A 24,580-nucleotide genomic window follows, 5' to 3' on the forward strand; every position below is an offset into this window, starting at 1 on the left:
CGATCCGCAGTCACGCCCGACTCAACCGTGCGAGAACGTGATGCTCGGCAGCGCTTTGCGTAGCCATGCCGGGGACCACCAGGCGGCGTGCCCGGTCAGGCTCAGGGCTACCGGCAGCAGGATCAGTCGAACCAACAGCGCGTCGAGCAGCACCGCGACACCGAGAATGATGCCCATCTCCTTCGGGGGCAACGGCTCCGACAGTGCGAAGGTGAAGAACACCGCCACCATCACTGCCGCCGCGGCGAGGATCACCCGCCCGGAATGTGCGAGTCCCATGATGTGCGCGACGTCCGGATCGCCGGATGTTTCGTAGTGTTCCTTGGCGGTGGAGAGCAGGAACACGGTGTAGTCCATCGCGATCGCGAAGATCATCGCGAAGAAGAACACCGGCCCCCAGCCGTCGAGGAAGCCCTGAGGCTCGAATCCGAGCAGGCTCGCACCGACACCGTCCTGGAAGATCAGCTTTGCGACACCGAACGCCGCCGCGGTCGAGAGCAGGCTCACCAGGGTGCCGATGAGCGCGATCAGTGGTGCTTGCAGAGCGACGAGAAGCAGCAGGAACCCGAGGACGAGGATGACTGCGACGATGACCGGCAAGTAGTCGTTGAGCGCCTGCTGTAGGTCGAGGTTCTCGGCAGGTGCACCACCGACCAGCGCACTGTCGGGCAGATCCGCGCGCAGCTGCGACAGTATGGTGCCCATCTGCTCATCCGAGGGATCGACGTTCGGGATGGCTTGAAGCATGACGTAGTCGGTGCCGTCCAGGGCAGGCTGCGGCGGGGTGACCATGGCGATCCCCTCGGTGCCGGCGGCGGCGGTTGCAGTCGCCTCGGCGTCGGCCGCCGGAGCAATGATTTGCAGCATGCCGGGTGCGCCTTCACCCATCTGCTCCTGGACCAGGGCGTAACCCTGGCGGACCGGGGCGTCTTCTGGGACGACCTCGATCGATGGCATGGCGACCTTCAGACCCATGACCGGCAGGGCCAGAGCGACCAGCACCAACAGCGCGCCGATCGCGAAGGGCCACGGATGCTTGTGCAGTATTTCGCCCCACGCCTCGAACTTCGGGGAGCGGTGCTTCTGACGCTTGGCGAAGGGGAGTGCGCCGGCGTTGACCTTGTTTCCGAGCTTCGCCAACACCGCCGGGAGCAGGGTCATGGAGGCGGCCAGGACGAAGAACACGGCGAGCATGATCCCTACGGCCATCGTGCGTACCGCTGGGGCTGGGACGAGTAGTACGGCGGATAGGCTCACCAGCACTGTTATCCCGGAGAGGACGATCGCCTTGCCGGCCGTGTCCATGGTCTCGGCCACCGCAGCCCGCGTGTCGGCGGTCTTGCTCAGCGCATCTCGGAAGCGGGCCACGATGAACAGGGCATAGTCGATGCCGAGGGCGAGGGCGAACATCATCGCGAAGTTCATCGCCCACACCGAGATCGGGGTCACCTCGTTGAGGAGCACGAGACCACCAGCCGAGGCCACCAGGCCTGCGATGGTCAGCAGTAGTGGCAATCCAGCGGCGACGAGGGAGCCGAAGGCGAGCACCATGATCGCCAGGGTCACCGGCCACGAGATCATCTCGGCCTTGATCATGGCATCGTGGTTGGCTTTGTTGAAGTCGCTCCACAGAGCGGAGGATCCGGTCGGATACACCTCGATGCCGTCACCCGAAAGTGCGGTCAGTTCGTCTTTGAGTTCGTCGACCGCCTTCACCATGTCGTCGGTGCTGGCATTCGCGCCGGCGATCATGATGCCGGTGTGTCCGTCGGGGCTGATCGACATTCCCGGCTGCGGCGGAACGATCTCACCGAATCGCGGATCCGATGCAAATATGGTGGTGGCCTCGGCAACCGTCTCCTGCATCGGGGCATCGCTGACCAGCAGCGTGTCCGAGTGCACTACCACCTGGACAGCGGCCGATGAGTTACCGCCGAAGTGTTCTTCGGCGAGCTCGCGTACCTGAACCGATTCCGAACCGTTGGCCTGCCAGCCAGCGCCGGCCAGTGAGCTGAAGACGCTCGGGGCCGCCGCGCCCAAGGCAATAAGCACGATCACCCAGACGGCGAATACCCATTTGGCGTGTGTTGCCATGGCTGCGCCCAGATGCGCCATCGGGCCCCCAAGTGTCGAGGGCAGTGCACCGCTCGCATTCTGCGGCGGTTTCGTTGGCGTCGAAAGACCGTCGCCGGGCTTGTTCTGGCTCATATGCGAACTCTCTAGACGGGTGGGTGCTGCGGGCATGGGGCGAGCACTGGGGGGATCGCTGCATCGCAGTTACGTGCTTCAATGTATACCCCCCAGGGCTTAATGGGTTCGGTTCTTCCCGAACACCGCACTCTCACCGCCCCGGGGTGAGCTGCGCTTCTTGCCTCGTTTGCGCTACCGACACCTAGGCGTTCGTAGACGCCTTCTGCTCGGCGAGTTTCGCGTGGACTGCAGCCATGTCGAGTCCCTTGATCTGGGTGATCAAGTCCTCGAGGGCGGCTTGGGGGAGGGCTCCGGGTTGGGCGTAGACGAGCACACCGTCGCGGAACGCCATCAGCGTGGGAATGGATTGAATACCGACGGCACCGGCAAGTTGCTGTTCCGCTTGGGTGTCGACCTTGGCGTGCACGATATCGGGGTGTGCCTGCGATGACTTCTCGAAAGTCGGAGCGAACGCCCGACATGGGCCACACCACCCCGCCCAGAAGTCGACGATGACGATGCCCTTGCCGGAGACGGTGGATTCGAAGTCCGCGGCGGTGAGATCTGTGGTGGTCACGAGGTGGTCCTTTCGCTGACGTGTAATAGGGATGTTGTCGAGTCGGTCAGGCCGGGACGTGCGCCTCGGCCCATTCGTTGTAGCCACCGACGAGATCGCTGACCCGCTCGAAGCCCTGCGCGCGCAGCAGCGACGCCGCCACACTCGATCGCCACCCGCCGGCGCAGTGCACCACGATCGGCCGGTCGGTAGGTACTTGCTCGAGCCGAACCCGCAACTGCGCCAACGGGACCGCGATCGCCCCGGGAATGACCCCGGAGTCACGTTCACCCGGGTTTCGGATATCGACGAGGGTGACCGCGTCGGCGGCCAGCAGGTGGTCCAACTCCTGCACGGTGGTGCGCGGCGCGATGCGCACCAGATCGGCGAGCTCGGTCGGGAACACTCCGTCGGTACCGATGTTGAGATAGCCCGCAGCATTGTCCGAGCCGATCCGGGCGAGCCGCAGTGCCGCGTCTTGCTCCTCACCGGGGTAGGTGATCAGCACGATGCGCTCTCCGACCTCGGCGACCATGCCACCGGTTTCAGCGAACCGGCCGTCGAAACCGACGTTGACCGAGCCCTCCAGGTGTCCGGCGGCGAAGTCGTCGACGCTGCGGGCATCGAGCACCCGGGTACCGGCCTCGAGCTCGGCTCGAACCTGGCCGGGTGTCTGTTCCGGAATGAGGCGGGCCTGATCGAGCAACGGGTGCATCGTCTTGTTCAACCCGGCATCGACCGAGAAGTACGACGGCGCCGCCGGCTGACCGTCGATCACCAACGCCACGAATGCATCCTCGGTCATCGGCTGCACCGACGGGTTGGTAGCCCGCTGTTCGCCGATGGTGGAGGTCAGCTCCTCGGACAAGTTCTTTCCGCAGGATGAACCGGCACCGTGCGCGGGCATCACCGTCACCGTATCGGGCAAGGTCAGTAGCTTCTCGTGGATCGTGTGATACATCGCCTTGGCCAGATCCGAGGTGGAGCTGTCGCCGATGTTCACCAGGTCGGGGCGGCCGACATCGCCGATGAACAGCGAGTCTCCGGTGAGAACCGCAGTGGGGGTGGCGTCGGGATGCTCACGCACCAGCACACTGATCGATTCCCAGGTGTGCCCTGGGGTGGACAGGATTTCCAGGTCGACCTCGCCGAGGGAAAGGTGCTCGCCGTCGACAAGGCGGCGAATCGGGTAGGAGGCCTCTGCGGCTTCACCGAAACCGATCCACGCGCCGGTCGCATCGAGCAGTTCCAGATGCCCGGATACGAAGTCGGCATGGAAGTGGGTGTTGATCACACCCTCGATGGTCAGGCCCAGGCGCTGTGCGTCGTCAAGATATTCGGTGACGTCACGGCGCGGGTCGACTACGACTGCGCGGCCAGTGCTTTCGTCGCCGATCAGGTACGACGCATGCGACAGGCACTCGATGTAGTACTGCTCGAGAATCATCGCGTTTTCCTCCATGGGGTCGATTTCTCGGGGCTTGCTATGGACAGTTTGGCATATACCCCCTAGGGTATGTCAAGTACCCCCAAGGGGTATTGATCGAAGAGGGCCGGATACGACCAGAGGAGTTGCAGTGAAGGAAATTGACATCGCCACCTTCGCCGACGCGTGGAAGGCCGGTGCGCCGGTGGTCGACGTGCGAGAGGACTACGAGTACGTGCAGGCGCATGTGCCTGGCGCGCAGTGGATCCCCCTCGGTGAGTTGAGCGCCCGGGTTGCCGAGGTCCCCGACGGAGACATGGTCTACGTGATCTGTGCCTCGGGAAACCGCAGCCTGTACGGTGCCGACATTCTCAGCAGCGCCGGCCGCCGCGCCGTCTCGGTCGCCGGTGGGACAGGTGCGTGGCTGCGCAGCGGCAACCCCGCCGAGAAAGGCGGTACCCGATGAGCCGGGCGATATTGGAAAACCACACCAACCATGAGTGCTCCAGTTATGGACACAACTCCGAACAGGCAGGTCGATAAATGACCACAGAATCCGCCATCGCCGCCGAGTCGACCGCGTTGGTGCTCAACCGACTCCGTCGGGCGCAGGGGCAACTCGCTGGGGTGATCACGATGATCGAATCCGGTCGGGAATGCCGTGACGTGGTTACCCAACTCGCCGCGGTCTCGCATGCCCTACACCGAGCCGGCTTCAAGATCGTCGCAGCTCAGTTGCGTCAATGCGTTCTCGACGAAAAGGACAGCACCTGCTCCGACCGGCTGTCCGAGGAGGAACTCGAGAAGCTCTTCCTCACGCTTGCCTGACCGCCGCCGGCGGCGACCGAGTCCGTCTGTTCACTTGTCCCGAAAGTGAAGTGAGAGAACCGGCGCGGTACACGTTTGGTGTCGAACATCCGACCGATCGATACCCCATGGGGTATGTTTGCGCCAAACGCGAAACCTGAAGAACCGCGCCAGAGGTTCGGCGACGCAGACCGGATCCGAAGGGAGAAAATGTGGTTGCCGAGCGGCGAACGCACCGTCGTCACCCTCGACGCCCGACCCCAAACGATCGCGACCTTTCTGTGACCGCGGTTGCACCAGCGTTCCAGGTCGCCCTGTGGCGCCCTACCGGCGATGGCTGGCTCGCGCAGTTCACCAGGTTCGCGCTCGTCGGAGGGTCCAGTAATGCCCTCTACGCGCTCGTCTTCCTCTTCCTCACCGGATACGGATCCTTCGTTGCCAACACAGTCGGGGTTACTGTCAGCACAGTGCTGGCGAATGAGCTGCACCGCCGCCATACCTTCCGGGCCGCAGACCGAGTGCACTGGTTCGCTGCGCAATGGGAGGCAGGCTCGCTGGCACTTGTCGGGCTTCTCCTCAGCTCGCTGGCGCTCGCCCTGCTACATCTGTTCGTACCCGCTGCCACTGGAATGACCCAGGCACTTCTGGTGATTGCCGCCAGCGCAGTCATCGGAGGTCTGCGATTCCTCGCTCTGCGGGGTTGGGTCTTCGCCCCTGCAGGCAAACGTCGGGACACGGTGCGCTGACTCGATACGTGCGCTGACTCGATACGACGCCGACCGGAAAGGTCGAGGCTAGGGGCCTAGAAGAAAGCCGACCGCGACGATCATCGTGGTCGTTTCCACCGTCGCCCCGAGGACGTCGCCGCTGATCCCGCCGAACCGGCGCGAGCAATGCCGCACACCGGCCAGCACGACGATGAGCGCGAACGCAATCACCAGCGGTCCCTGCCACCACCGCTCGTCGACGGCCCACATCGCGGCGACGAGACCCGCAACGGTCCATATCGCTGCCACGAGTCTTCGCTGGGTTCCCGCGACGAGCGCTCCGAAACCGGTGTCCGAAGCGGCCGAGACGCCTCGACGGCACGCGAGAACAACTGCCACTCGGCCGGCGGTGACCGCGAGAACAATCGCCCACCAGGAGTGATCGTCGGCGAGCGCACCGAAAGCCGCCGCCTGCACTGTCAGGGCGAGCACGATGGCCGCGACGCCGAACGGGCCTGCGGTGCCCGACCGCATCACCTCTCGCGCCCGTTCCGGCGGACCGTAGCAACCCAGACCGTCGGCGGTATCGGCCAGGCCGTCGAGGTGCATACCCCGTGTGAGCAGTGCCAATGCGGACACGGCCAACAGGCCCGCCAGCATTGCGTGCACCGAGGCGATCCCGAGAACCCACAGCAACAACGCGCTGACACCGCCGAGCAGCAGGCCGACGAGCGGCGTGCTCGCAATCGCCCTGCGGGCATCCTCCCGGTCGACCTCGTGCGGGCCGCGTACCGGCAGCACCGTCAGCCAGGACAGGGCCAGTCGCGGACCGTTGATCACGCGGGTCACGGTGTGACCGAGACCCATGGTCAGTCCGTGGACAGCGCCGGGGTGTCGGTGCTGACCCCAGCGTCGTCGAAGGTCGACATGCCACTGAGAGTCGCGATCGCCGAGTGGACGAGATGCAGTGCAACCAGTGCACCCGATCCTTCGCCCAGACGCATGTCGAGTTCGAGGAGCGGCTCCATTCGGAGGTGGCGCAACGCAATCGAATGCGCGGGCTCGGTGGAACGATGACCCGCTACCCACCACTCGCGCGCGCCGCGAGCGGACTCCTCGGCGACGAGGGCCGCGGCAGTCACCACCAAACCATCCAGAACCACCGGTGTCCGGCGATGGGCAGCCTGCGCGAGAAACCCTGCCATCGCAGCGATATCGGCGCCCCCGGCCACACGGAGAAGAGCGACGGGATCTTTCACCACCGGGCGGGCCCGGCGCATGGCGTCGCGAATCGCCGCGGTCTTGCGAATCCACCCTGCGTCGTCGACACCGGTGCCGCGACCGACAGCCGCGACGGGCTCGGTGTCGGTAAGGGCAGCGACCAAGGCCGTTGCCGGTGTCGTGTTGCCGATGCCCATGTCACCGGCGATCAGCAGATCGGCCCCGCCGTCGACTTCCTCGTCGGCGATGGCGCGACCGGCGTCGATCGCCGCGAGCACCTCGGCTTGGCTGAGTGCGTCCTCGCGGTCGATCGAGCCGGAGGATTGTCTGACCTTGTGGGTGCTCACCGAGGGGTCGGTGTCGCCATCGACGGCGATGTCGACCACACGCACCGACGCTCCCACCGCGTCGGCGAGCGCGTTGACCGCTGCGCCGCCCCGGATGAAGTTGGCCACCATCTGACCGGTCACCGCCGCGGGATAAGCGGACACTCCGTGCGCAGAGATGCCGTGATCACCGGCGAAGACCACAACCCGTGGCCGTGTCAGCGGGGCCGGTGGACAGCGGTCCTGGCAAGCGCTGACCCAGTCGCCCAGACCCTCGAGTCGGCCGAGGCTTCCTGCGGGTTTGGTCAGCAGACGTTGGCGCTGAGCGGCCTGCGTCCGCGCCTCCGACGACGGCGGCGACACCGGGCGGAGCGGGTTCGAGTCCGCCGAATCCGTCGTCGGTTCGGCGGGTTCCGAAGAAGTTGTCACTGACGACCTTTCATCGAGTGGGATCGGCTTGCTCGCGCGTGTCCTTGAGCATCAGCGGCAATCCCGCCACCACCAGCACGACACGGTCGCACACCGCCGCGAGTCGACCGTTCAGCGAGCCCATTTCATCCTGGAACAACCGTCCGGACCGAGTGGACGGGATTACTCCCCAGCCGACTTCGGGACTGACCAGCAGCACAGTTCCGGTGCATCGAACGACCGCATCGACGAGGGCATCACCTTCCGGCACGACGGTCCCGCGGGGCAGTGTCCAGGCGTCGCGGTCGTCGATGATGCCGGTGAGCCACGTACCCAGATCGTCGACGATGGTGACGTCCGCCCCGGCGCTCAACGTTGCGGGCAACGACTCGAAAATTTCCGTGGTTTCCCATGTATGCGGGCGTCGTCGACGATGAGCGTCGATTCGGTCCTGCCAGTCGGCGTCGTTCGGATCGCGCCGACCCGTCGCGACGTATCGGACGCGCCCAGGCTCCAACGACGACGAACAACTCTGCGCAACCGACTCGGCGTACGCAGACTTCCCGGACCGCGTACCCCCGAGAACGAGCACTCGCAGCGGCTTGGGGGAGTGGTCCGGCCTCGCAGTCACAGGCGAGGAGACCTCACACCGCAGCGCCGCGCTCGACGCGGGGCTTGGGAGCGCGCATCTTGCGCAGCTGCGATGCCCGGACGAAGGCGTACCAGCCGAGCTTGAACCCACCGTCCGAAGTATCCGGGAACCGCTCCCGCACTCGATTGTTGATCTGACGGCCGATGTACACGCCTTCGATGACCATGAAGGCCATCATGACGAACATCGCCAAGGTGACGAAGGCCTGTACTTCCGGGCTCAGAAAGAGGGCGAAGATCAACAGCAGTGCCAGCGGCATGAACAGCCCGACGAGATTTCGTCGCGCGTCCACCAGATCCCGTGCGAAGGCGCGGACGGGTCCCTTGTCGCGCGGAAGCAGGTACTTGTCCTCGCCGGCGAGCATCCGTGCGCGGCGATCCGCGGAAGATGCCCGGCGCTCCGCCGAGGCCTTCTTCCGATCGTTCTTGTTGCCGCGATTGGCTTTCCTGCGTTCGCGGGCTTGCTTGCTGGTCATCGGCGGTGGTGGAACCGGTCCACGCCGCCGCGCTTCGGCCTCGCGCCGCTTCGGCGTGGGACGACCCTTGCCGACGGACTCGACGGACGAGGCCTCGTCCGACGACGAGGTAGACGAGCTGGACGACTTCGAGTCGTCCCCGTCCGAATTGTCAGAGTTCCCGCGACGTAGCAACTTCACCCTCCCAGGTTATGGGATGTCGCCGACCGAACGAACATCGGCCACGTCGAAGCGCCGACGATTCGTTGCCAGGGCGGATACCCGCGGCGTTCGGACATGCCGAACGGCGCGCCCACATTTACACTCCTGACGATGCGAGTGATGGTTGCGCCCGACTCTTTCGGGGAGACGCTGACGGCCAACGATGCTGCCCACGCGATCGCTCGCGGATGGTCGGCAGCCCGCCCGGGGGACGAGATGTGCATCGCCCCCCAGTCCGACGGCGGGCCCGGGTTCGTGGACGTGTTGGCCACCCGGCTCGGGACTGTTCAGGAACGCGAGGTCGAGGGCCCGCTCGGGAAGCCCACTCGAGCACGGTGGCTCCTCGACGGTAGTACCGCGTACATCGAGGCCGCGGCAGCGTGTGGTTTGGCGCTACTCGGCGGGCCGCCGACGACACACAGCGCGCTGTCCGCGTCGAGCCGGGGAGTCGGCCAGCTGCTGGCGGCTGCCCTCGAGATCGACGATGTCGATACCGTGTACGTCGGTCTCGGGGGGAGCAGTTGCACCGACGGCGGACGTGGGATGGTCGATGCGCTCGGCGGGCTCTCGGCCGCGGTGCGGCGCCTCTCGCGCATCGAGTTGGTGGCGGCAACCGATGTGGAGAACCCCCTGCTCGGCGAGCAGGGCGCGGCGCACGTCTTCGGCCCACAGAAGGGTGCCGACGCCCCGTTGATCGAGCTGCTCGACGAGCGCAACCGCGAATGGGCCACCGCAATCGAGGTGGAAACTGGCCGTGATGTCGCGCAATCGGCCGGCGCCGGCGCAGCGGGAGGTATCGGCGCCGCGCTGTTCGCGCTCGGTGGCCGTGCCGAGCCCGGTGCCGCGGTGGTGGCCGAGGTCACCGACCAGGCGGCGTTGCTTCGGTCGGTCGACCTGGTCCTGACGGGTGAAGGCAAGTTCGACAGTCAATCACTACGCGGGAAACTGGTCACCCGCCTGGCGACAGCGGGCGCAGGAACTGGCGTCGAAACGATCGTTCTGGCTGGTCAGGTCCAGCTCGACCCGGATCAACTGGCCTCGACCGGAATCTCACGCGCATACTCGGTCGCCGACTTCGCGGGCTCGATCGACAAGGCGATGTCCGAGGCCGGGCGCCAGCTCGAGCTGCTGGCGAACAGTGCAGCCGAGGAGTTCACGAGACGGAGCAGTCAATCCTGACGGCGGACCGATCAGGGCGGCGCGCCGCGAGACGGTGCTTCGGACGTGATCGTGAGGAATATCCGCATTCGGAGTACGGTTGAGTCGTTCACGGGTTTGGTACGACTGACAGGGAGAGCCCATGACCGTCTCGAACGAGACCATCACGCACAAGGTCACGATGACCGAAGCCGCGTCGTCGAAGGCCAAGGCGTTGCTGGATCAAGAAGGCCGCGACGACCTCGCGCTGCGCATCGCTGTTCAACCTGGCGGTTGCGCGGGATTGCGCTACCAGCTGTTCTTCGATGATCGCAGCCTCGACGGCGATCTCGCAGTGGACTTCAACGGAGTGACACTCGCAGTGGACCGGATGAGCGCCCCGTACGTCGAGGGAGCGTCCATCGATTTCGTGGACACCATCGAGAAGCAGGGCTTCACCATCGACAACCCGAACGCCACGGGCTCGTGCGCCTGCGGCGATTCGTTCAACTGACCTCGAGCACCGCACACCTCTGACCGGTACCCATTCCATCGGGTGCCGGTCAGAGGTCTGTCAGAAGCACAGCCGGGCGTCTCTGCCACCACGGAGTACCGAGCAGTAGCATTGGCTTTTCGCCCTGCTTCTTTTCCCGACTGGTTTTCTGCAGACCACCACCGAAAGGCCCAAGTACGTGACTCTCGCGGTATCGGGATCGATCGCCACCGATCACCTCATGCGTTTCCCGGGCAAGTTCGCCGAACAACTCGTCACGGACCAGCTTTCCAACATCTCGTTGAGCTTCCTCGTCGACGACCTCGTCATCCGCAAGGGTGGCGTCGGCGGAAACATCGCATACGCACTCGGGGTGTTGGGGGGCACGCCGCTTCTCGTCGGCGCAGTCGGACCCGATTTCGGCGAGTATCGGTCCTGGCTCGAGGCAAACGGCGTGGACTGTGGTGGTGTACGAATCTCGACTACTGCCCACACCGCCCGCTTCGTCTGCACCACCGACACGGACATGGCGCAGATCGCATCCTTCTACCCCGGCGCGATGAGTGAGGCCCGCGAGATCTCCATCGGTGAGCTCGCCTCGAAATCCCCGCTCGAACTGGTGCTGATCGGCGCCAACGATCCCGAGGCGATGATCGCCCACACCGAACAGTGCCGCCAGGCGAGCATTCCGTTCGCGGCGGACCCGTCACAACAGCTCGCGCGGCTCTCCGGCGAGCAAGCGATGGCGCTCATCGACGGCGCCACCTACCTGTTCACCAACGAGTACGAGTGGGGCCTCCTGCGGCAGAAAACCGGCATGTCCGAGGCCGAAATCGCGGCCAAGGTCGGGATCCGCGTCACCACACTGGGCAAATCAGGCGTCGAGATCGTCGCCGAGGACGGAACGAGGACACACGTCGGTGTCGTTCCCGAAACCAGCAAGGTAGATCCCACCGGGGTCGGAGACGCGTTCCGAGCAGGCTTCATGATCGCGCACCTGGCCGGAGCTTCGGTCGAGCGAGCAGCACAGCTCGGTTCGTTGGTGGCCGTACTGGTGCTCGAGACCACAGGCACGCAGGAGTGGACTTTCGTGCGCGACGACGCTCTCAAGCGACTCGGTGCTGCCTACGGCTCGGCTGCGGCCGCAGAGATCGGTGACATCCTGCCTGCCTGATCTCAGCGGCGGCACTCCGGTCAGAGTTCGACCGGATAGGACGGTTCGGCGATGTTCGGAACGATCCTCTTCTCGACGAAGATGCCGTGCCACACCATGAAGACCAGTACGGTCCACAGTCGGCGACTGTGGTCGACCCTGCCATCGCGGTGATCGTTCAGCATCGCCGTGATGGCAGCCTTGTTCAGGATGTGATCGGTCTCGGACTCCGCGATCTGCTCGTGTGCCCAATCGAAGAGTTCGGTGCCGCGGAGCCAGTGACGAAGGGGAACCGGGAACCCGAGCTTCGCGCGGTGCAGGACATGTCCGGGAACAATCCCGTCCAGCGCCTGCCGGAGCGCGTACTTGGTGGTGTCCTTGGTGATTTTCTGTTCGAGGGGAAGCTTCTCGGCCACGGCGAACACCTCGGAGTCGAGGAACGGCACGCGCAATTCCAGCGAATTGGCCATGGTGATCTTGTCGGCCTTGACCAGAATGTCGCCCCGGAGCCAGGTGAACAAGTCGAGGTGCTGCATACGAGCGACCGGGTCCCATCCCTCGGACTGGGCGTAGATCGGCGCCGTCACGTCGGTGTGCGTCCATTCGGGGCGGAAATCGCGAAGCACCGAACGCAATTGTGCGTCGTTGAAGCTGCGAGCGTTCCCGTAGTACCGCTCCTCGAGCGTCATCGATCCGCGGTGCAGCAAACTCTTGCCGCGGGTGCCCTCAGGAATTCTCTCGCTCAGTGAACCCGCCGCGCGGCGGAGGCTCTTCGGGAGATACTCGAACGGCTTCAACGACAGCGGTTCGCGGTAGATGGTGTAACCGCCGAACAACTCGTCGGCACCCTCGCCGGAAAGTACGACCTTGACGTGCTTTCGTGCCTCCTTGGCGACGAAGTACAAGGGAACCAACGCCGGATCGGCAACGGGGTCGTCGAGATACCAGACGATTTCGGGGATCGATGCTGCGAATTCCTCCGGGCCGACAACTTTGATTACGTGACGCGCGCCTATCGCCGCTGCCGATTCGGCTGCGACGTCGACCTCTGAGTAGCCCGCACGTTCGAAGCCGGTCGTGAAGGTGATCAATTTGGGGTTGTGGCGCATTGCAAGTGCCGCGATAGCAGTCGAGTCGATACCACCGGAGAGGAAAGCCCCGACAGTGACGTCGGCACGCATGTGCTTGGCGACGGAGTCCTCGAGGGCCTCCGCGATCTCCTGGTAGCGCGCCTTCTCGGATCCGGGGGTGAACGGCTTGACCGGGAACTTGGGGGTGAAGTACCGCGTCACCACCGGTGTCGTTCCGGGCGAGAGTGTCGCGAAACAGCCCGACTCGAGTCGTCGAATCTCGCGGTGCAGGGTCTCGGGTTCGGGAACGTACTGCAGCACCGTGTAGTGCTCGGTTGCGCGGGGATCGAGGTCCGTGCCGATACCGACCAGGTCGGTCAGCTCGAGGAGGCTCTTCTTCTCACTACCGAACGCTGTACCGCCCGGGCCTGTCGCCAGGAACAGCGGCTTGATGCCAAAGGCGTCGCGAGCGAGGAACAGCTCTCGTTTTTCGCTGTCCCAGATCGCGAACGCGAACATTCCGCGCAACCTGCGGACCGCTTCGGTGCCCCAATGGTGGAACGCTGCGACGATCGGTTCACCGTCGCCCTCGGTGCGGAAGCTGACCCCGTGCTCTCGGGACAATTGATCGCGAAGCTCGAGGTAGTTGTAGATTTCGCCATTGAAGGTCAACGCGTAGCGCTCGGGATTCTCGGGCGGTCCCCAGCGGAGCGGTTGATGCGAGTGCTCGATGTCGATGATCGAGAGACGGTTGAAGCCGTAGATCACGTCCTCGTCGTGCCAGGTCCCCGGTTCGTCGGGACCGCGGTGACGCATGCAGTGCATGGCGGATTCGACGAGGTCCACCCCTGCAGCGTCGGTGCCGGTCGATGTCAGTACACCGAGTAGTCCACACACAGAGTCTGCTACCTCGTTTCGCGGTTGAAAAACAGTGCCGTCGCGGTGACGTTTGCCTGTCGGCGACCCGGCGGCTTGGAAAGTCCGAGTATGCCGCAGACACGGTGCGAGCGAGGTAACGACCCAACAGTGGTGTCGTGGCTCCTTTGGTCTACGCTGCGTAGTACTAGGGCATCCGCATGTGGAAACCCTCATTCTTCAGTGGTGAGCGATCAGGAAGGCGTGAACGTGGCGCAGAGTCGGATCCTTCGGCGAGCTGGGCTTACAGCATTTCTCGGCCTAGCCGCGTTGCTGTTGTCGGGCTGCTCCTCCTCCATCGACAACGACGTCCTGCGTTTCGGTTTTCCTTCGGGCATCACGCCTGAGGGTGAGTCGATTCGCGAGTTGTGGACGTGGTCGGTGATAGCAGCCTTGATCATGGGCGTAATCGTGTGGGCCTTGATCTTCTGGGTGGTCATCTTCCACCGCAAGAAGAAGGATTCCCCCGAGTTCCCTCGGCAGACGGCATACAACGTGCCCTTGGAGCTGTTCTACACCGCGGTGCCGTTCGTCATCATCGCAGTGCTCTTCTACTTCACCGTCGTGGTGCAGAACTACGTCGGTGAGAAGCAGCCCGATCCGGACGTGACCGTGGACGTGACTGCGTACCAGTGGAACTGGAAGTTCGGGTATCAAGCTGTGGACCTGAAGGACGGCGAGCCCAGGTACGACGGCGTCGACGTCGAAGCCCAGGCAGCGGCAGAGGCTGCAGCAACGCCTCCCGGTGGGGAAGCAGAGGGCAGCGAGGACGGTGAGTTCGTCCCCGGTGCCATCCACGGCGTCAACCCGCAGGACCTGTCCTACCTGCACTACAACAAGATCGAGACAGTCGGCTCGAGCGAGGAAATCCCCGTTCTGGTGCTGCCGACCGGCAAGCGGATCGAATTCGAGCTTGCGTCCTCGGACGTCGTCCACGGCTTCTGGGTGCCCGAGTTCCTGTTCAAGCGCGACGTGCTGCCGAACCCGGAGGAAAACCACTCGGACAACGTGTTCCAGATCACCGAGATCGAGCGAGAGGGCGCCTTCGTCGGTCGATGCACCGAAATGTGCGGCACCTTCCACTCGATGATGAACTTCGAGGTGCGTGCAGTCTCGCCCGAGGACTTCCAGGAGTACATCGACCTGCGCAAGCCCGAATCCGACGGCGGCGAGGGCCTGAACAACGCTCAGGCACTGGAAGCTATCGGTCAGTCACCGATCGCCACGAGCACCACCCCGTTCACCACGGATCGCCTGCAACGGTCCGAATCCGTCGCCGAAGGCAACTGACCCAGGAAGAATGCTGAAATGAAAATCGAAGCGAAGATCTTCGAGATCCTGACTGTCTTCTTTCTGATCGTCGGGATCGTGTACGCCCTCTTCACCGGTCTCTCACGCACGGGTGTCGAATGGGCCGGCGTCACAGCCATCGCATTGTCGGTCGGCCTCACGCTCATCATCGGAACCTACTTCCGGTTCGTCGCGCGTCGTCTGGACACCCGTCCGGAGGACTTCGACGATGCCGAGGTCAGTGACGGTGCGGGTGACCTCGGCTTCTTCAGCCCAGGCAGCTTCTGGCCGATCCTCCTCGCCGCCGCAGGCGCAGTCGTCGCCGTCGGCTTCGCGTTCCTGCTCTGGTGGATGATCGCACTGGGCGTGGCACTTGTACTGGCCGCAGCCGCAGGCCTGGTCTTCGAGTACCATCTCGGACCCGAGAAGCACTGACACTCTCCAACACAACAAACGCAAACGCGCCGGTTGCCCGAAAGGGCAGCCGGCGCGTTTGTCGTTGACTCGCCAGTTGTCGAAGAGACGCAGTGTCACCGAGGTGTCCGGGGGAGTTGCATTCGATCGCCTGGGGCTCGGCCTCGGCGGCCGGGGACGGGCTGGGCGGGTCCGTGCGGGTCCGTGCGGGACCGAGCGGGTCCGTGCGGGACCGAATGTCACATCCGGTCACTGTGAGTGTGCGAGGGCGGCATTCGGTCACCTGGGCGGCAGCGAATGTCACATCCGGTCACTCTGGGTGTGCGAGGGCGGCATTCGGTCACCTGGGCGGCAGCGAATGTCACATCCGGTCACTCTGGGTGTGCGAGGGCGGCATTCGGTCACCTGGGCGGCAGCGAATGTCACATCCGGTCACTCTGAGTGTGCGAGGGCGGCATTCGGTCACCTGGGCGGCTGCGAAGGCGGCATTCGGTCACCTGGGCGGCACCGACCCGAGGACGACCCCGTCGGGCGTGGGGGAGGGGAGTGGACTGGGCTAGGTCCTGATGATGGGCCGTCGTTTCGGCGCTCCGGTCCTGCGTACGGATGGGCGTACGGAACGGCGACCCGGTCCGACTCGACCCGGGTACACGAAAAGGGCGGCACCTTGGTCAGGTGCCGCCCTACTTCATGTCAACGTCTAGCGCTCGTTGTCGCTTTCCGTACGAGCCGGTGAGTTGTCCGATTCACTGCCCTCGGCACCGTGACCGTTGGAGTGGCCTTTGGAACCGTTGCCTTTGGAACCGTTGCCGTACAGCGACTCCTGGTAGCTCCTGAGCATGTTCAGCTGTTCGAGCTCTCCATGATGCTCCGCATCCTCGAGGGCTTTGCTCTCGGCGACGGGGTCGGGACGGAACAGTGATCCCGAACCGGGCTTGCCAGCGGAACCGAGCTTGCTCATCTTCTTCGGGATTGCGGCGCCCTGGTACGGCAGTGGGATCGGGTGACCGTGGTCGTCCACCGGACCGAGTGGCTGGTGGACCTCGACGTACTGGCCGTGCGGCAGACGCTTGATGATGCCTGTCTCGATGCCGTGATCGAGAACCTGACGATCGCTGCGCTGCAAACCGATGCAGAACCGGTACGCCACGAAGTAGGCGATAGGCGGCAGGGTCAGCAGGCCGATACGCCCGATCCAGGTCATGGCGTTCAACGAGATGTCCAACTTGTACGCGATGATGTCGTTGATGCACGACAGCGTCAGTACGACGTAGAACGAGATGGCCATTGCGCCGATACCGGTGCGGACCGGCACGTCGCGCGGACGCTGGAGCAGGTTGTGGTGCGCATTGTCGCCAGTCAGCCGCTTTTCGATCCACGGGTAAGCGATCATGATCGCGAATACGAGGCCCATGATCAACGCGACGGCAAACACTGCAGGGATCGTGTAGCGATCGCCGATGTATATCTCCCACGCCGGCCAGAGCCGCGCCATGCCGTCTGTCCACATCAGGTAGAAGTCCGGTTGAACACCGGCGGATACCTGTGACGGGTTGTACGGACCGAGATTCCACACCGGGTTGATCTGGATGAGCCCACCCATGAGCGCGAGGATGCCGAATGTGACGGCGAAGAACGCGCCGGACTTGACTGCGAACACAGGGAGAATCCGAACGCCGACGACGTTGTTCTCCGTGCGACCCGGCCCGGGGAACTGAGTGTGCTTCTGGTACCAGACCAAGGCCAGGTGAGCAGCGATCAACGCAAGGATGATTGCAGGAAGGAGTAGAACGTGAGCGACGTAGAGGCGCGGAATGATGATCGTGCCTGGGAAGTCACCGTCGAATATCAGCCAGTGCATCCAGGTTCCGATGATCGGGATACTCATCGTGATGCCGGAGAATGCGGCGCGAAGACCGGTGCCGGAGAGCAGGTCGTCGGGGAGGGAGTATCCAAAGAAGCCCTCGAACATCGCCAGGATGAGAAGCAGGCTACCGATGACCCAGTTGGCCTCACGTGGGCGCCGGAACGCACCGGTGAAGAAGATGCGCATCATGTGAACGATGATCGACGCCGCGAACATCAGTGCGGCCCAGTGGTGGATTTGCCGCATGAACAAACCACCGCGAACCTCGAAGGAAATATCGAGTGTGGTGGCGTAGGCGCGCGACATCGTCACACCGCGGAGCGGCTCGTAGATGCCGTTGTACTCGACCTCGCTGAGCGATGGGTCGAAGAACAGGGTCAAGAACACGCCCGAGATCAGCAGGATGACGAAGCTGTACAGCGCGATTTCGCCGAGCAAGAAGGACCAGTGCGTCGGGAAGACCTTGTTGATCTGCCGACGAAGGCCCGGTGCGAGGTGATAGCGGCTGTCGACACCATCGGCCTGCTTGGCCGCGAGGGTTTGCAGCGAAGGACTCATGAGTCACTCTCCAACGTGCGGTTGGGACGTTCCCAGAACGCGGGCCCGAGGGCTTCGACGAAGTCCCCGCCTGCCACGAGAAAGCCGTCCTCGTTGACCGTGATGGGCAACTGTGGAAGTGCCCGAGCAGCCGGTCCGAAGATCGGCTTGCCGTACTCGAGGGCGTTGAACTGAGACTGATGGCAGGGGCACAGGATGCGGTTGGTCTGCTGTTCGTACAGCGACGTTGGGCAACCCAGGTGCGTGCAGATCTTGGAGTAAGCGAAGTAGTCGCCGTAGTTGAAGCTCTCTTGGCCCTTGCGCTTGATGACCGTTGCTGCATCTTCGGTGCGCAGACGAATGAGCATCACAGAATTGCGAATACCTCGCAGCGACATCAGCAATGCGTGATCGTCATCGCGATCCGCTTCGCGGAAGGGGTAAACGGTCTCCATAGCTCCGGCATCCAGATCCTCGGGGCGCACCAGAACGACGTCGTGAGGTCGACCGGTATCGCGCCGAAGGTAGATCGTCTCTCCAGCGTAGCGCGGAGTCCAGCCCGAGACCCAGAGCGGAGAATCGTCGCCCTCTGCCCACGGATTCTTGATCAAACCGCCGAGGGGCATGATCGTCATGATTCCGAGCGCGCCACCACCGAAGAGCAGTGACCGCTTGATCACCTTGCGGCGTCCGAGCGTCGAAGTTTCGAACGAATCGCCCAGCTCCGCGACGAGGGTCTTTCGATCGACCTCCGATGAGCCGCCATCGTGGCGATCCTGAATCGATACCTCTTCAGGGATGAACTTCTTGGTGAACTGCACTGCGCCTACGCCGACGCCGAGGATGGCGAGGCCCATCGTCAGACCGATCAGCGGGGTGTACAGCGAGTAGGCGCCATAGTTCTCGTCGCCGATTCCTGCGTACTCCCACGGCCAGAACAGGTAGATCGCGATGAAGGCAACGGCGGAGATACCGGCGAGTGTGAACCACGCAGCAACGCTGCGCTCGGCTCGTTTCTCGGCCCGAGTTCCCTCGACAGCCCATCGGTTGCGGCGGTAGGCCACATCGACGTGGTCAAGGTTGGTACCCAACTCCACCAGTTGCTCACGGGTCATTCCCGCAAGCTCTTCGTCCGTGTACTGCTTGTTCACATCAAGCTTGTCGGCGTCGTTCTTATCGACACCGTCGCCGTGATCGCCGGCATTGCGTCCGGACTCAGCGTCGCTCATGACCTAGCTCCGATCCACATTGTTGCGCCGACGACGGCACCGATTCCGATGATCCAGATTGCGATCATCTCGGTGGCGGGGCCGAAGCCGCCGAGATCCCAACCACCTGCGGGACGAGTCTCCTGGGCAGATTTGACGTAGGAGATGATGTCGACCTTCTCCTCTGGCGTCAGTTGCCGGTCGGAGAACTTGGGCATGTTCTGCGGACCGGTGATCATGGCCGTGTAGATCTGCTGTTCGTTCGCAGGTCCGAGCGGCGGCGCGAACTTGCCGGATGAAAGCGCTCCGCCTTCACCGGTGAAGTTGTGGCACGAAGCGCAGTTGAGGCGGAACAGCTCGCTGCCGCGCGCAATGTCTCCGTCGGCGAGTGAGGACTGAGCGATCTCGCCGTTGCTCTCGCGTACGACGGTGGGTCCACCGCCGTTGGCCTGGATGTAGGCGCCGAGGGCGTCGATCTGCTTGTCGTCGAACTTCGGTGGCTTCCGGGTCGCCTGCGCTTCGTTTCGCACAGCGGGCATACGTCCCGAGGAAACCTGGAAATACACGGCCGCTTCGCCGACGCCGATGAGGCTGGGGCCGCGGTCCTGCACACCCTGCAGGTTCACACCGTGGCACGTGACGCACGAAGTGTCGTAGAGCTGCTTTCCCTCGCGAATCAACGCAGCGGAGTCCAGCTGAGCAGTGGCGACCTGGGGTGTCGGCGTGAGTGCCGAGGCGAGGAAACCTGCGCTGAGCAGACCCATCATGAGTACGAGAGTGCCGGTGACCCGGCGGCGCATTTTGCGTCCACGTCGGCTCTTGACGGCCGAGACGGACTCGGCTGAGCCGAGTCCGTCGGTGTTGCCACCGGATGCTGCTGGGGGAGATGAACTCATCTTCTATCCCTTGTCGTGTCGGGACGGACCGAACGTCGGGGGCTGATATCGAACGTCCGCTGCGGTTGGCGAAGTGAAAACAATTGAACTGCTCTAACGAATGAAGTAGATGGTGGCGAAGAGAGCGATCCACACGATGTCGACGAAGTGCCAGTAGTAGGACACCACGATCGCTGCGGTCGCTTGGGCAGGCGTGAACTTACTGACCAGGGTTCGGGTAATGAGGAACACGAACGCGATCAATCCGCCGATGACGTGAAGTCCGTGGAAGCCGGTCGTGATGTAGAAGACCGATCCGTACACGCTCGACGAAATCGATGTTCCCTCGTGGACCATGTGGTAGTACTCGTAGCCCTGGCCGGCGACGAAGAACGCGCCCATCGCCAGGGTGATGATGTACCAACGTCTCAGTCCGAACACGTCGCCTCGCTCGGCTGCGAAAACGCCGAGCTGGCACGTGAACGAGGACGCGATCAACACCGCGGTGACCGGTACCGCGAGCGTCAGATTGAGCTCGGTCGGTTCCGGTGGCCAGTTTCCGTCGGCTTGCGCCCTCGCGACGAAGTACATCGCGAAAAGTCCGGCAAAGAACATGAGTTCGCTCGACAGCCACACGATGGTGCCGACGCTGACCATATTGGGGCGGTTCAGCGAGTGCACGCGTTGGGTGATTGCCGATCCTTGAGTCCCTACAGCGCTCGTCACAAAGAGAAGTATGACTGTTCGTAGTACCGGAGGCATACTCGGGTCCGATGTTGGCGCGTCGCCGATGTGCTCGGTTCAGGCGGCCCCGAAAAAAGCCCAGGTCGCGACCAGTGTGGCGACGGGCTGCGAACTGCGAGAAAGGCTTCCCTCATGGCAACGAACGCTGGCGCATCCTGGTTCCGGCGACTGTTTTCCCGGTCGACCAGGAAGGCGCTCGACTCCAGCCGGCCAGACCTGGTGATCGTGGCGTCGTCGTTCGATGACGCGGAGTCGTGTTCGGCGGCGCTGGATCGCGGGGCGAAGGAAACCGGGTGGCGGGTCGACGAAGAAGCAGTGTTCCGGCATCACCTCGTGCTGCCGGTGGAAACGGTTTCCGACGCCGCATCGGTGGTTGCGCAGGACGGCTACGAACTGTTGGATTCCCCGTCACCGGTACCGGAGATCAACGCGAGCTCGAGCAGGGTGGACGTGGCCGCCGGGGTCGAGGTGACGCTGCAGCGTGTGCAAATTCTGGACGCCCTGCACTGCTCGCAGGAGCGCTCCCGGATGGCGGGTCTTGCCCAACGTAGAGGTGGAGTCGTCGCGGGCTGGGACGCGCTGCAACCAGGCGCACCCACCGCTGACTAAGCTTCTCCACGCAAGTCGGGAGGCCGCATCGACGAAAAGCCCGACGGTCGAGCGCCGGCGGTCGAGGGAGGCATGGGGAGCGAATGACCGAATCGAAGAGCGGCGCACCGAGCAGGACGTGGAAAATGGTGCTGGGTGCGTTGACGTCTCATGCTGATCTCTCCAGCGAGGACACGAGCTGGGCGATGGACGAAATCATGTCCGGCAACGCCACGGCTGCGCAGATCGCTGCTTTCGGCGTGGCGTTGAAAATGAAGGGTCCGACGCCGGGAGAAGTTCGTGGACTCGCTGATTCGATGCTTGCGCACGCGACACTGGTGGATTGTGATCCGGTTGCGGTCGATGTCGTGGGAACCGGAGGCGACGGTGCCGACACGGTGAACATTTCCACGATGGCGGCGTTGGTGGCGGCGTCCGCGGGTGCACGCGTGGTCAAACATGGAAACCGTGCCGCGTCCTCGCAGAGCGGCACGACGGACGTACTGGAAGCGTTGGGGGTCAAATTCGGCCTCGGACCCGCGGGCGTTGCCACCACAGTCCGCGACGTCGGGATCGGCTTCTGTTTCGCGCCGGTGTATCACCCCGCACTACGTTTCGCCGGGCCTCCTCGCAAGGAGATCGGGATCCCCACGGTGTTCAACGTGTTGGGACCCTTGACAAACCCGGGACGACCGAGAGCCGGGTTGATCGGATGTGCGTTCGCCCCCCTCGTCTCCGTGGTGGCCGAGGTGTTTGCAGAGCGCGGGGCCAGTGCACTGGTGGTGCGCGGTGACGACGGGTTGGACGAGATCACATTGTCGACGACGACGACCGTCTTCGTGGTATCCGATGGCTCGGTGACCGAGGCGAAGATCGATCCAGGAGTTTTCGGGCTGGACCTGGTGCCGATCGAAGCGCTGAAGGGCGGCAACGCAGCAACGAACGCTGCTATCGCGCATGCGGTGTTCTCGGGAGATCGGGGACCGGTGCGCGATGCGGTGTTGCTCAACGCGGCCGCGGCGCTCACGGCATTCGACGGGATTTCCGGTGGCATCGACCCGGTCCAGCTCGACGCTCGTCTTGCCGACGGTCTCGAGCGCGCAGCGAAGGCGATCGATACGGGTGCGACCACAGACCTCCTCAACCGGTGGGTGTCACGGTCCAACGAGCTCGACTGACGATCACTCTCCGATCGAGAAGCCTGCCTCGATGTCCGCGCTGGAGTAGGACTGGAACGCGATGTGGGTCGCGGTGTTCAGTACCCCGGGCACCTTGTTGATGCGCTGAGTCACCACGTCGGCGATGCTCTGGTGATCGCGAACCTTGACCATGGCGATCAAGTCGACGTCGCCGGCGCAGGAATACACCTCGGTGACACCCTCTACGTCGGCAACAGCCTGCGCTGTCTCCGGAATGGCGTGTGCCTCGGCGTCGATCATGACGATGGCGTTGATCATGGGGCTCCTTTGCAGCCGAGGAAGATCAGGTGTCGATCACGTGCCGAGACCGAGCTTAGATTGCCAGGCGCACTGTCGGTTCGTTCATCCCTCGTTCACGCCGGGACACTGTGCGTGCGACGCCGCACCACTGGCGCCATGCCCCGGCGCCGTGTAGGGGCTCTGCATAACCATCTGTCGTCCGAACGATTCTGACCCCGTCCGAGTGCATCCAGCGAGCAATCAGCGCGACTTCCTCGGGTGATGCGCCCCGGAGGGGAGTGGAGTCGGGAATTACGGTTTCCGCCCCGGCGACGATCGCTTCGACGACGGGCATCGGGTGCACCGTGCGAGGAGCCGTCGCGGCGGCCGTCAGCCGGCCGTGTCGTATCACTGCTAGTTCCCACCCGCCTGCCGAATCTTTGCGCGCGACGATCAACTCGGCGATGTCGGTGATCGAGGAGAGGCGGTGCAGGTTTCTCAGTACGTCGGCAAGGACTGCGAGTCGGTCGCGCATGCGTGCGGCCGATTCGAACAGTTCGGCGTCGGCGAGTTCGGTGATTCTGCATCGAACTGCATCGAGGATGTGATCGTCACGGCCCAGCGCGAGTTCGCGGAACAGCGCCGGTGCGCTCTCGTACTCCTGGGCCGTGACGATTCCTGCGGTCGCTGCCGCGCATCCACCGACCGCCTCGGGTGGGCAGTTCTGGCCGTGGGTGGCGGAGATCGGTATCCGCCGCGTGCATGTTCGGATGCCGGTGAATTCTGCGATCAGGGCAGCGGCCGCAGCGCCGTCACCTCGAGCGACGAAGGGCCCGATCGAACCCGGGGCCGGTGCACGGACGAGGGAAAGTCGAGGGAACGCCTCGTTGGTGGCGGTGATCCACCACCCCTTCTTCGGAAATTTCGATCGTCTGTTGTACGGCGGGATGTGCGCGCTCAGCAACCTCAATTCGCGAACTCCTGCCTCGAGGGCATGCGCACACTCGACATGGTCGACGCCGACTGCCAGTCCGACCATCTCCTTCATCCGCCCGCGCGTTTCCGAACCGGTGAAGTAGTTGCGGACGCGCCGCTGCAGGTTGTTCGACGTGCCCACGTACAGGACCTCGTTTCCGGGACCCTTGAACAGGTAGACGCCCGGGGTGCGCGGTAGGTGAGCGGCCAGTGTGCGCTTGGCGCGTTGTCCGGCCGAGACAGCTGGGAGGTAGTCGACCAGTTCGGCGTAGCTGTGCACGCCCTGATTGCCCACGCGCTCGATGAGGGCGTGCAGAACGTCGACGGTGGCGCGTGCGTCGTCGAGTGCGCGGTGGGTCGGCTGCGTACCGACCTGGAACAGCGAGGCCAGGGCCGACAGCTTCACCGATGGGGCCTCGTCGCGGGTGAGTACGCGCCGCGCGAGCTTCACCGTGCACAGAACTCGAAACCTGGGCCAGGCGATATCGAGGCGTGACGCGGCGGCTTGGAGGAACCCCATGTCGAAGCGGGCATTGTGCGCGACGAGTACGGATCCACGTGCGAACTCGAGAAACCCCGGCAGGACTCGTTCGATGCGGGGCGCTCCGATCAGCATCGCGGTGGTGATTCCGGTCAGTTCCACGATGTACGGGGGAATCGACCGGCCCGGATCTACCAGTGTGGCGAACTCGCCGACGACTTCACCGCCGCGGACTTTCACGGCGCCGATCTCGGTGATCGCCTCGGTGTCGGCGCTGCCTCCGGTGGTTTCGAGGTCGACTACGACGAAGGTCGTCTCGTGCAACGGAGTGTCGAGTTCGTCGAAGCTCAGCTGGATCGGAAGGCTCACGATCGTGGACGCTAGCGCGGCCCACCGACAGTCCCTTGACAGTCCGCCGGCTCGGCGGTTCGTGTCGGTGCCTGTCG

24 protein-coding genes are annotated in these 24,580 nt (G+C 64.0%); 10 read left to right on the forward strand and 14 right to left on the reverse strand.

Annotated features, from left to right (window positions below; genetic code table 11):
* Positions 1 to 21: 21 nt before the first annotated feature.
* The 3 genes from J1M86_RS10080 to J1M86_RS10090 form a co-directional block, all read right to left on the reverse strand.
* Complete coding sequence (locus tag J1M86_RS10080; RefSeq protein WP_230556082.1) at positions 22 to 2,115, reverse strand: MMPL family transporter; 2,094 nt, start codon at positions 2,113 to 2,115, stop codon at positions 22 to 24.
* Positions 2,116 to 2,392: 277 nt separating this feature from the next.
* Positions 2,393 to 2,767 carry a thioredoxin gene (trxA, locus tag J1M86_RS10085; RefSeq protein ID WP_206509697.1) on the reverse strand — a complete coding sequence of 125 codons (375 nt, stop codon included), beginning with the start codon at positions 2,765 to 2,767 and terminating at the stop codon, positions 2,393 to 2,395.
* A gap of 46 nt (positions 2,768 to 2,813) precedes the next feature.
* Positions 2,814 to 4,193, reverse strand: coding sequence for a rhodanese-like domain-containing protein (locus tag J1M86_RS10090; protein ID WP_206509698.1), 1,380 nt, complete (start codon positions 4,191 to 4,193; stop codon positions 2,814 to 2,816).
* A 130-nt stretch (positions 4,194 to 4,323) separates the two neighbouring features.
* On the opposite strand from J1M86_RS10090, the gene J1M86_RS10095 reads away from it, so the two are divergent.
* The 3 genes from J1M86_RS10095 (at position 4,324) to J1M86_RS10105 (ending at position 5,725) form a co-directional block, all read left to right on the forward strand.
* On the forward strand, positions 4,324 to 4,638 hold the full coding sequence (locus J1M86_RS10095; RefSeq protein ID WP_075840509.1) for a rhodanese-like domain-containing protein: 315 nt from the start codon (positions 4,324 to 4,326) through the stop codon (positions 4,636 to 4,638).
* A 77-nt stretch (positions 4,639 to 4,715) separates the two neighbouring features.
* Positions 4,716 to 5,000 carry a metal-sensitive transcriptional regulator gene (locus J1M86_RS10100; RefSeq protein ID WP_075840511.1) on the forward strand — a complete coding sequence of 95 codons (285 nt, stop codon included), beginning with the start codon at positions 4,716 to 4,718 and terminating at the stop codon, positions 4,998 to 5,000.
* Between the two features lie 293 nt (positions 5,001 to 5,293).
* Entirely contained in the window at positions 5,294 to 5,725 is a 432-nt protein-coding gene (locus tag J1M86_RS10105; RefSeq protein WP_075840683.1) for a GtrA family protein, read from the forward strand.
* Positions 5,726 to 5,773: 48 nt separating this feature from the next.
* Here the strand turns inward: J1M86_RS10105 and J1M86_RS10110 are convergent, their stop codons facing one another.
* The 4 genes from J1M86_RS10110 to J1M86_RS10125 all read right to left on the reverse strand — a co-directional run bounded on the left by J1M86_RS10110 (position 5,774) and on the right by J1M86_RS10125 (position 8,948).
* Positions 5,774 to 6,553 carry an adenosylcobinamide-GDP ribazoletransferase gene (locus J1M86_RS10110; RefSeq protein ID WP_241259749.1) on the reverse strand — a complete coding sequence of 260 codons (780 nt, stop codon included), beginning with the start codon at positions 6,551 to 6,553 and terminating at the stop codon, positions 5,774 to 5,776.
* 2 nt (positions 6,554 to 6,555) lie between these two features.
* Positions 6,556 to 7,596 carry a nicotinate-nucleotide--dimethylbenzimidazole phosphoribosyltransferase gene (gene cobT, locus J1M86_RS10115; protein ID WP_307786620.1) on the reverse strand — a complete coding sequence of 347 codons (1,041 nt, stop codon included), beginning with the start codon at positions 7,594 to 7,596 and terminating at the stop codon, positions 6,556 to 6,558.
* A 76-nt stretch (positions 7,597 to 7,672) separates the two neighbouring features.
* Positions 7,673 to 8,272, reverse strand: coding sequence for a bifunctional adenosylcobinamide kinase/adenosylcobinamide-phosphate guanylyltransferase (gene cobU / locus J1M86_RS10120; RefSeq protein WP_206509700.1), 600 nt, complete (start codon positions 8,270 to 8,272; stop codon positions 7,673 to 7,675).
* A gap of 13 nt (positions 8,273 to 8,285) precedes the next feature.
* The gene (locus tag J1M86_RS10125) at positions 8,286 to 8,948 is read right to left on the reverse strand and encodes a DUF3043 domain-containing protein (RefSeq protein ID WP_075840515.1); all 663 of its coding nucleotides are present in this window, start codon (positions 8,946 to 8,948) and stop codon (positions 8,286 to 8,288) included.
* A 132-nt stretch (positions 8,949 to 9,080) separates the two neighbouring features.
* Here J1M86_RS10125 and J1M86_RS10130 point away from each other — a divergent pair, with 132 nt between their 5' ends.
* From J1M86_RS10130 to J1M86_RS10140, 3 genes are all read left to right on the forward strand, one after another.
* Positions 9,081 to 10,148: a glycerate kinase gene (locus tag J1M86_RS10130; RefSeq protein WP_206509701.1), complete on the forward strand. Its 1,068-nt coding sequence runs from the start codon at positions 9,081 to 9,083 to the stop codon at positions 10,146 to 10,148.
* 121 nt (positions 10,149 to 10,269) lie between these two features.
* Positions 10,270 to 10,620 (forward strand): iron-sulfur cluster assembly accessory protein, encoded by a 351-nt coding sequence (locus J1M86_RS10135; RefSeq protein WP_019665976.1) that lies wholly within the window; start codon positions 10,270 to 10,272, stop codon positions 10,618 to 10,620.
* 178 nt (positions 10,621 to 10,798) lie between these two features.
* Positions 10,799 to 11,773, forward strand: coding sequence for a carbohydrate kinase family protein (locus tag J1M86_RS10140; RefSeq protein ID WP_075840517.1), 975 nt, complete (start codon positions 10,799 to 10,801; stop codon positions 11,771 to 11,773).
* Between the two features lie 20 nt (positions 11,774 to 11,793).
* Here the strand turns inward: J1M86_RS10140 and asnB are convergent, their stop codons facing one another.
* Positions 11,794 to 13,719 carry an asparagine synthase (glutamine-hydrolyzing) gene (gene asnB / locus J1M86_RS10145; RefSeq protein ID WP_075840519.1) on the reverse strand — a complete coding sequence of 642 codons (1,926 nt, stop codon included), beginning with the start codon at positions 13,717 to 13,719 and terminating at the stop codon, positions 11,794 to 11,796.
* Between the two features lie 222 nt (positions 13,720 to 13,941).
* On the opposite strand from asnB, the gene J1M86_RS10150 reads away from it, so the two are divergent.
* On the forward strand, positions 13,942 to 15,027 hold the full coding sequence (locus tag J1M86_RS10150) for a cytochrome c oxidase subunit II (RefSeq protein WP_206510034.1): 1,086 nt from the start codon (positions 13,942 to 13,944) through the stop codon (positions 15,025 to 15,027).
* Between the two features lie 18 nt (positions 15,028 to 15,045).
* Positions 15,046 to 15,462: a cytochrome c oxidase subunit 4 gene (locus J1M86_RS10155; RefSeq protein WP_206509702.1), complete on the forward strand. Its 417-nt coding sequence runs from the start codon at positions 15,046 to 15,048 to the stop codon at positions 15,460 to 15,462.
* A 679-nt stretch (positions 15,463 to 16,141) separates the two neighbouring features.
* Here the strand turns inward: J1M86_RS10155 and J1M86_RS10160 are convergent.
* The 4 genes from J1M86_RS10160 to J1M86_RS10175 form a co-directional block, all read right to left on the reverse strand.
* Positions 16,142 to 17,866, reverse strand: coding sequence for a cytochrome bc complex cytochrome b subunit (locus tag J1M86_RS10160; protein ID WP_075840521.1), 1,725 nt, complete (start codon positions 17,864 to 17,866; stop codon positions 16,142 to 16,144).
* Positions 17,863 to 19,074 carry a ubiquinol-cytochrome c reductase iron-sulfur subunit gene (locus J1M86_RS10165; RefSeq protein WP_274611673.1) on the reverse strand — a complete coding sequence of 404 codons (1,212 nt, stop codon included), beginning with the start codon at positions 19,072 to 19,074 and terminating at the stop codon, positions 17,863 to 17,865. The genes J1M86_RS10160 and J1M86_RS10165 overlap by 4 nt, the downstream gene beginning before the upstream one ends.
* A complete protein-coding gene (locus J1M86_RS10170) occupies positions 19,071 to 19,853 on the reverse strand; it encodes a c-type cytochrome (RefSeq protein WP_139318283.1) in 783 nt (260 codons plus the stop codon). The genes J1M86_RS10165 and J1M86_RS10170 overlap by 4 nt, the downstream gene beginning before the upstream one ends.
* Positions 19,854 to 20,042: 189 nt before the next feature.
* Positions 20,043 to 20,654, reverse strand: coding sequence for a heme-copper oxidase subunit III (locus J1M86_RS10175; RefSeq protein ID WP_075840525.1), 612 nt, complete (start codon positions 20,652 to 20,654; stop codon positions 20,043 to 20,045).
* A 150-nt stretch (positions 20,655 to 20,804) separates the two neighbouring features.
* On the opposite strand from J1M86_RS10175, the gene J1M86_RS10180 reads away from it, so the two are divergent.
* Together J1M86_RS10180 and trpD are read left to right on the forward strand one after the other, a co-directional pair.
* The gene (locus J1M86_RS10180; protein ID WP_075840526.1) at positions 20,805 to 21,281 is read left to right on the forward strand and encodes a hypothetical protein; all 477 of its coding nucleotides are present in this window, start codon (positions 20,805 to 20,807) and stop codon (positions 21,279 to 21,281) included.
* Positions 21,282 to 21,364: 83 nt separating this feature from the next.
* On the forward strand, positions 21,365 to 22,438 hold the full coding sequence (gene trpD / locus J1M86_RS10185) for an anthranilate phosphoribosyltransferase (RefSeq protein ID WP_206509703.1): 1,074 nt from the start codon (positions 21,365 to 21,367) through the stop codon (positions 22,436 to 22,438).
* A gap of 3 nt (positions 22,439 to 22,441) precedes the next feature.
* Here trpD and J1M86_RS10190 read toward each other — a convergent pair whose 3' ends face one another.
* Positions 22,442 to 22,717, reverse strand: a complete 276-nt coding sequence (locus tag J1M86_RS10190) for an Lrp/AsnC family transcriptional regulator (protein WP_075840530.1) — start codon at positions 22,715 to 22,717, stop codon at positions 22,442 to 22,444.
* 55 nt (positions 22,718 to 22,772) lie between these two features.
* Positions 22,773 to 24,503 (reverse strand): DEDD exonuclease domain-containing protein, encoded by a 1,731-nt coding sequence (locus J1M86_RS10195; protein WP_075840532.1) that lies wholly within the window; start codon positions 24,501 to 24,503, stop codon positions 22,773 to 22,775.
* Positions 24,504 to 24,580: the final 77 nt, after the last annotated feature.

Source organism: Rhodococcus sp. KRD197 (assembly GCF_017168235.1).
Lineage (GTDB): Bacteria > Actinomycetota > Actinomycetes > Mycobacteriales > Mycobacteriaceae > Rhodococcoides.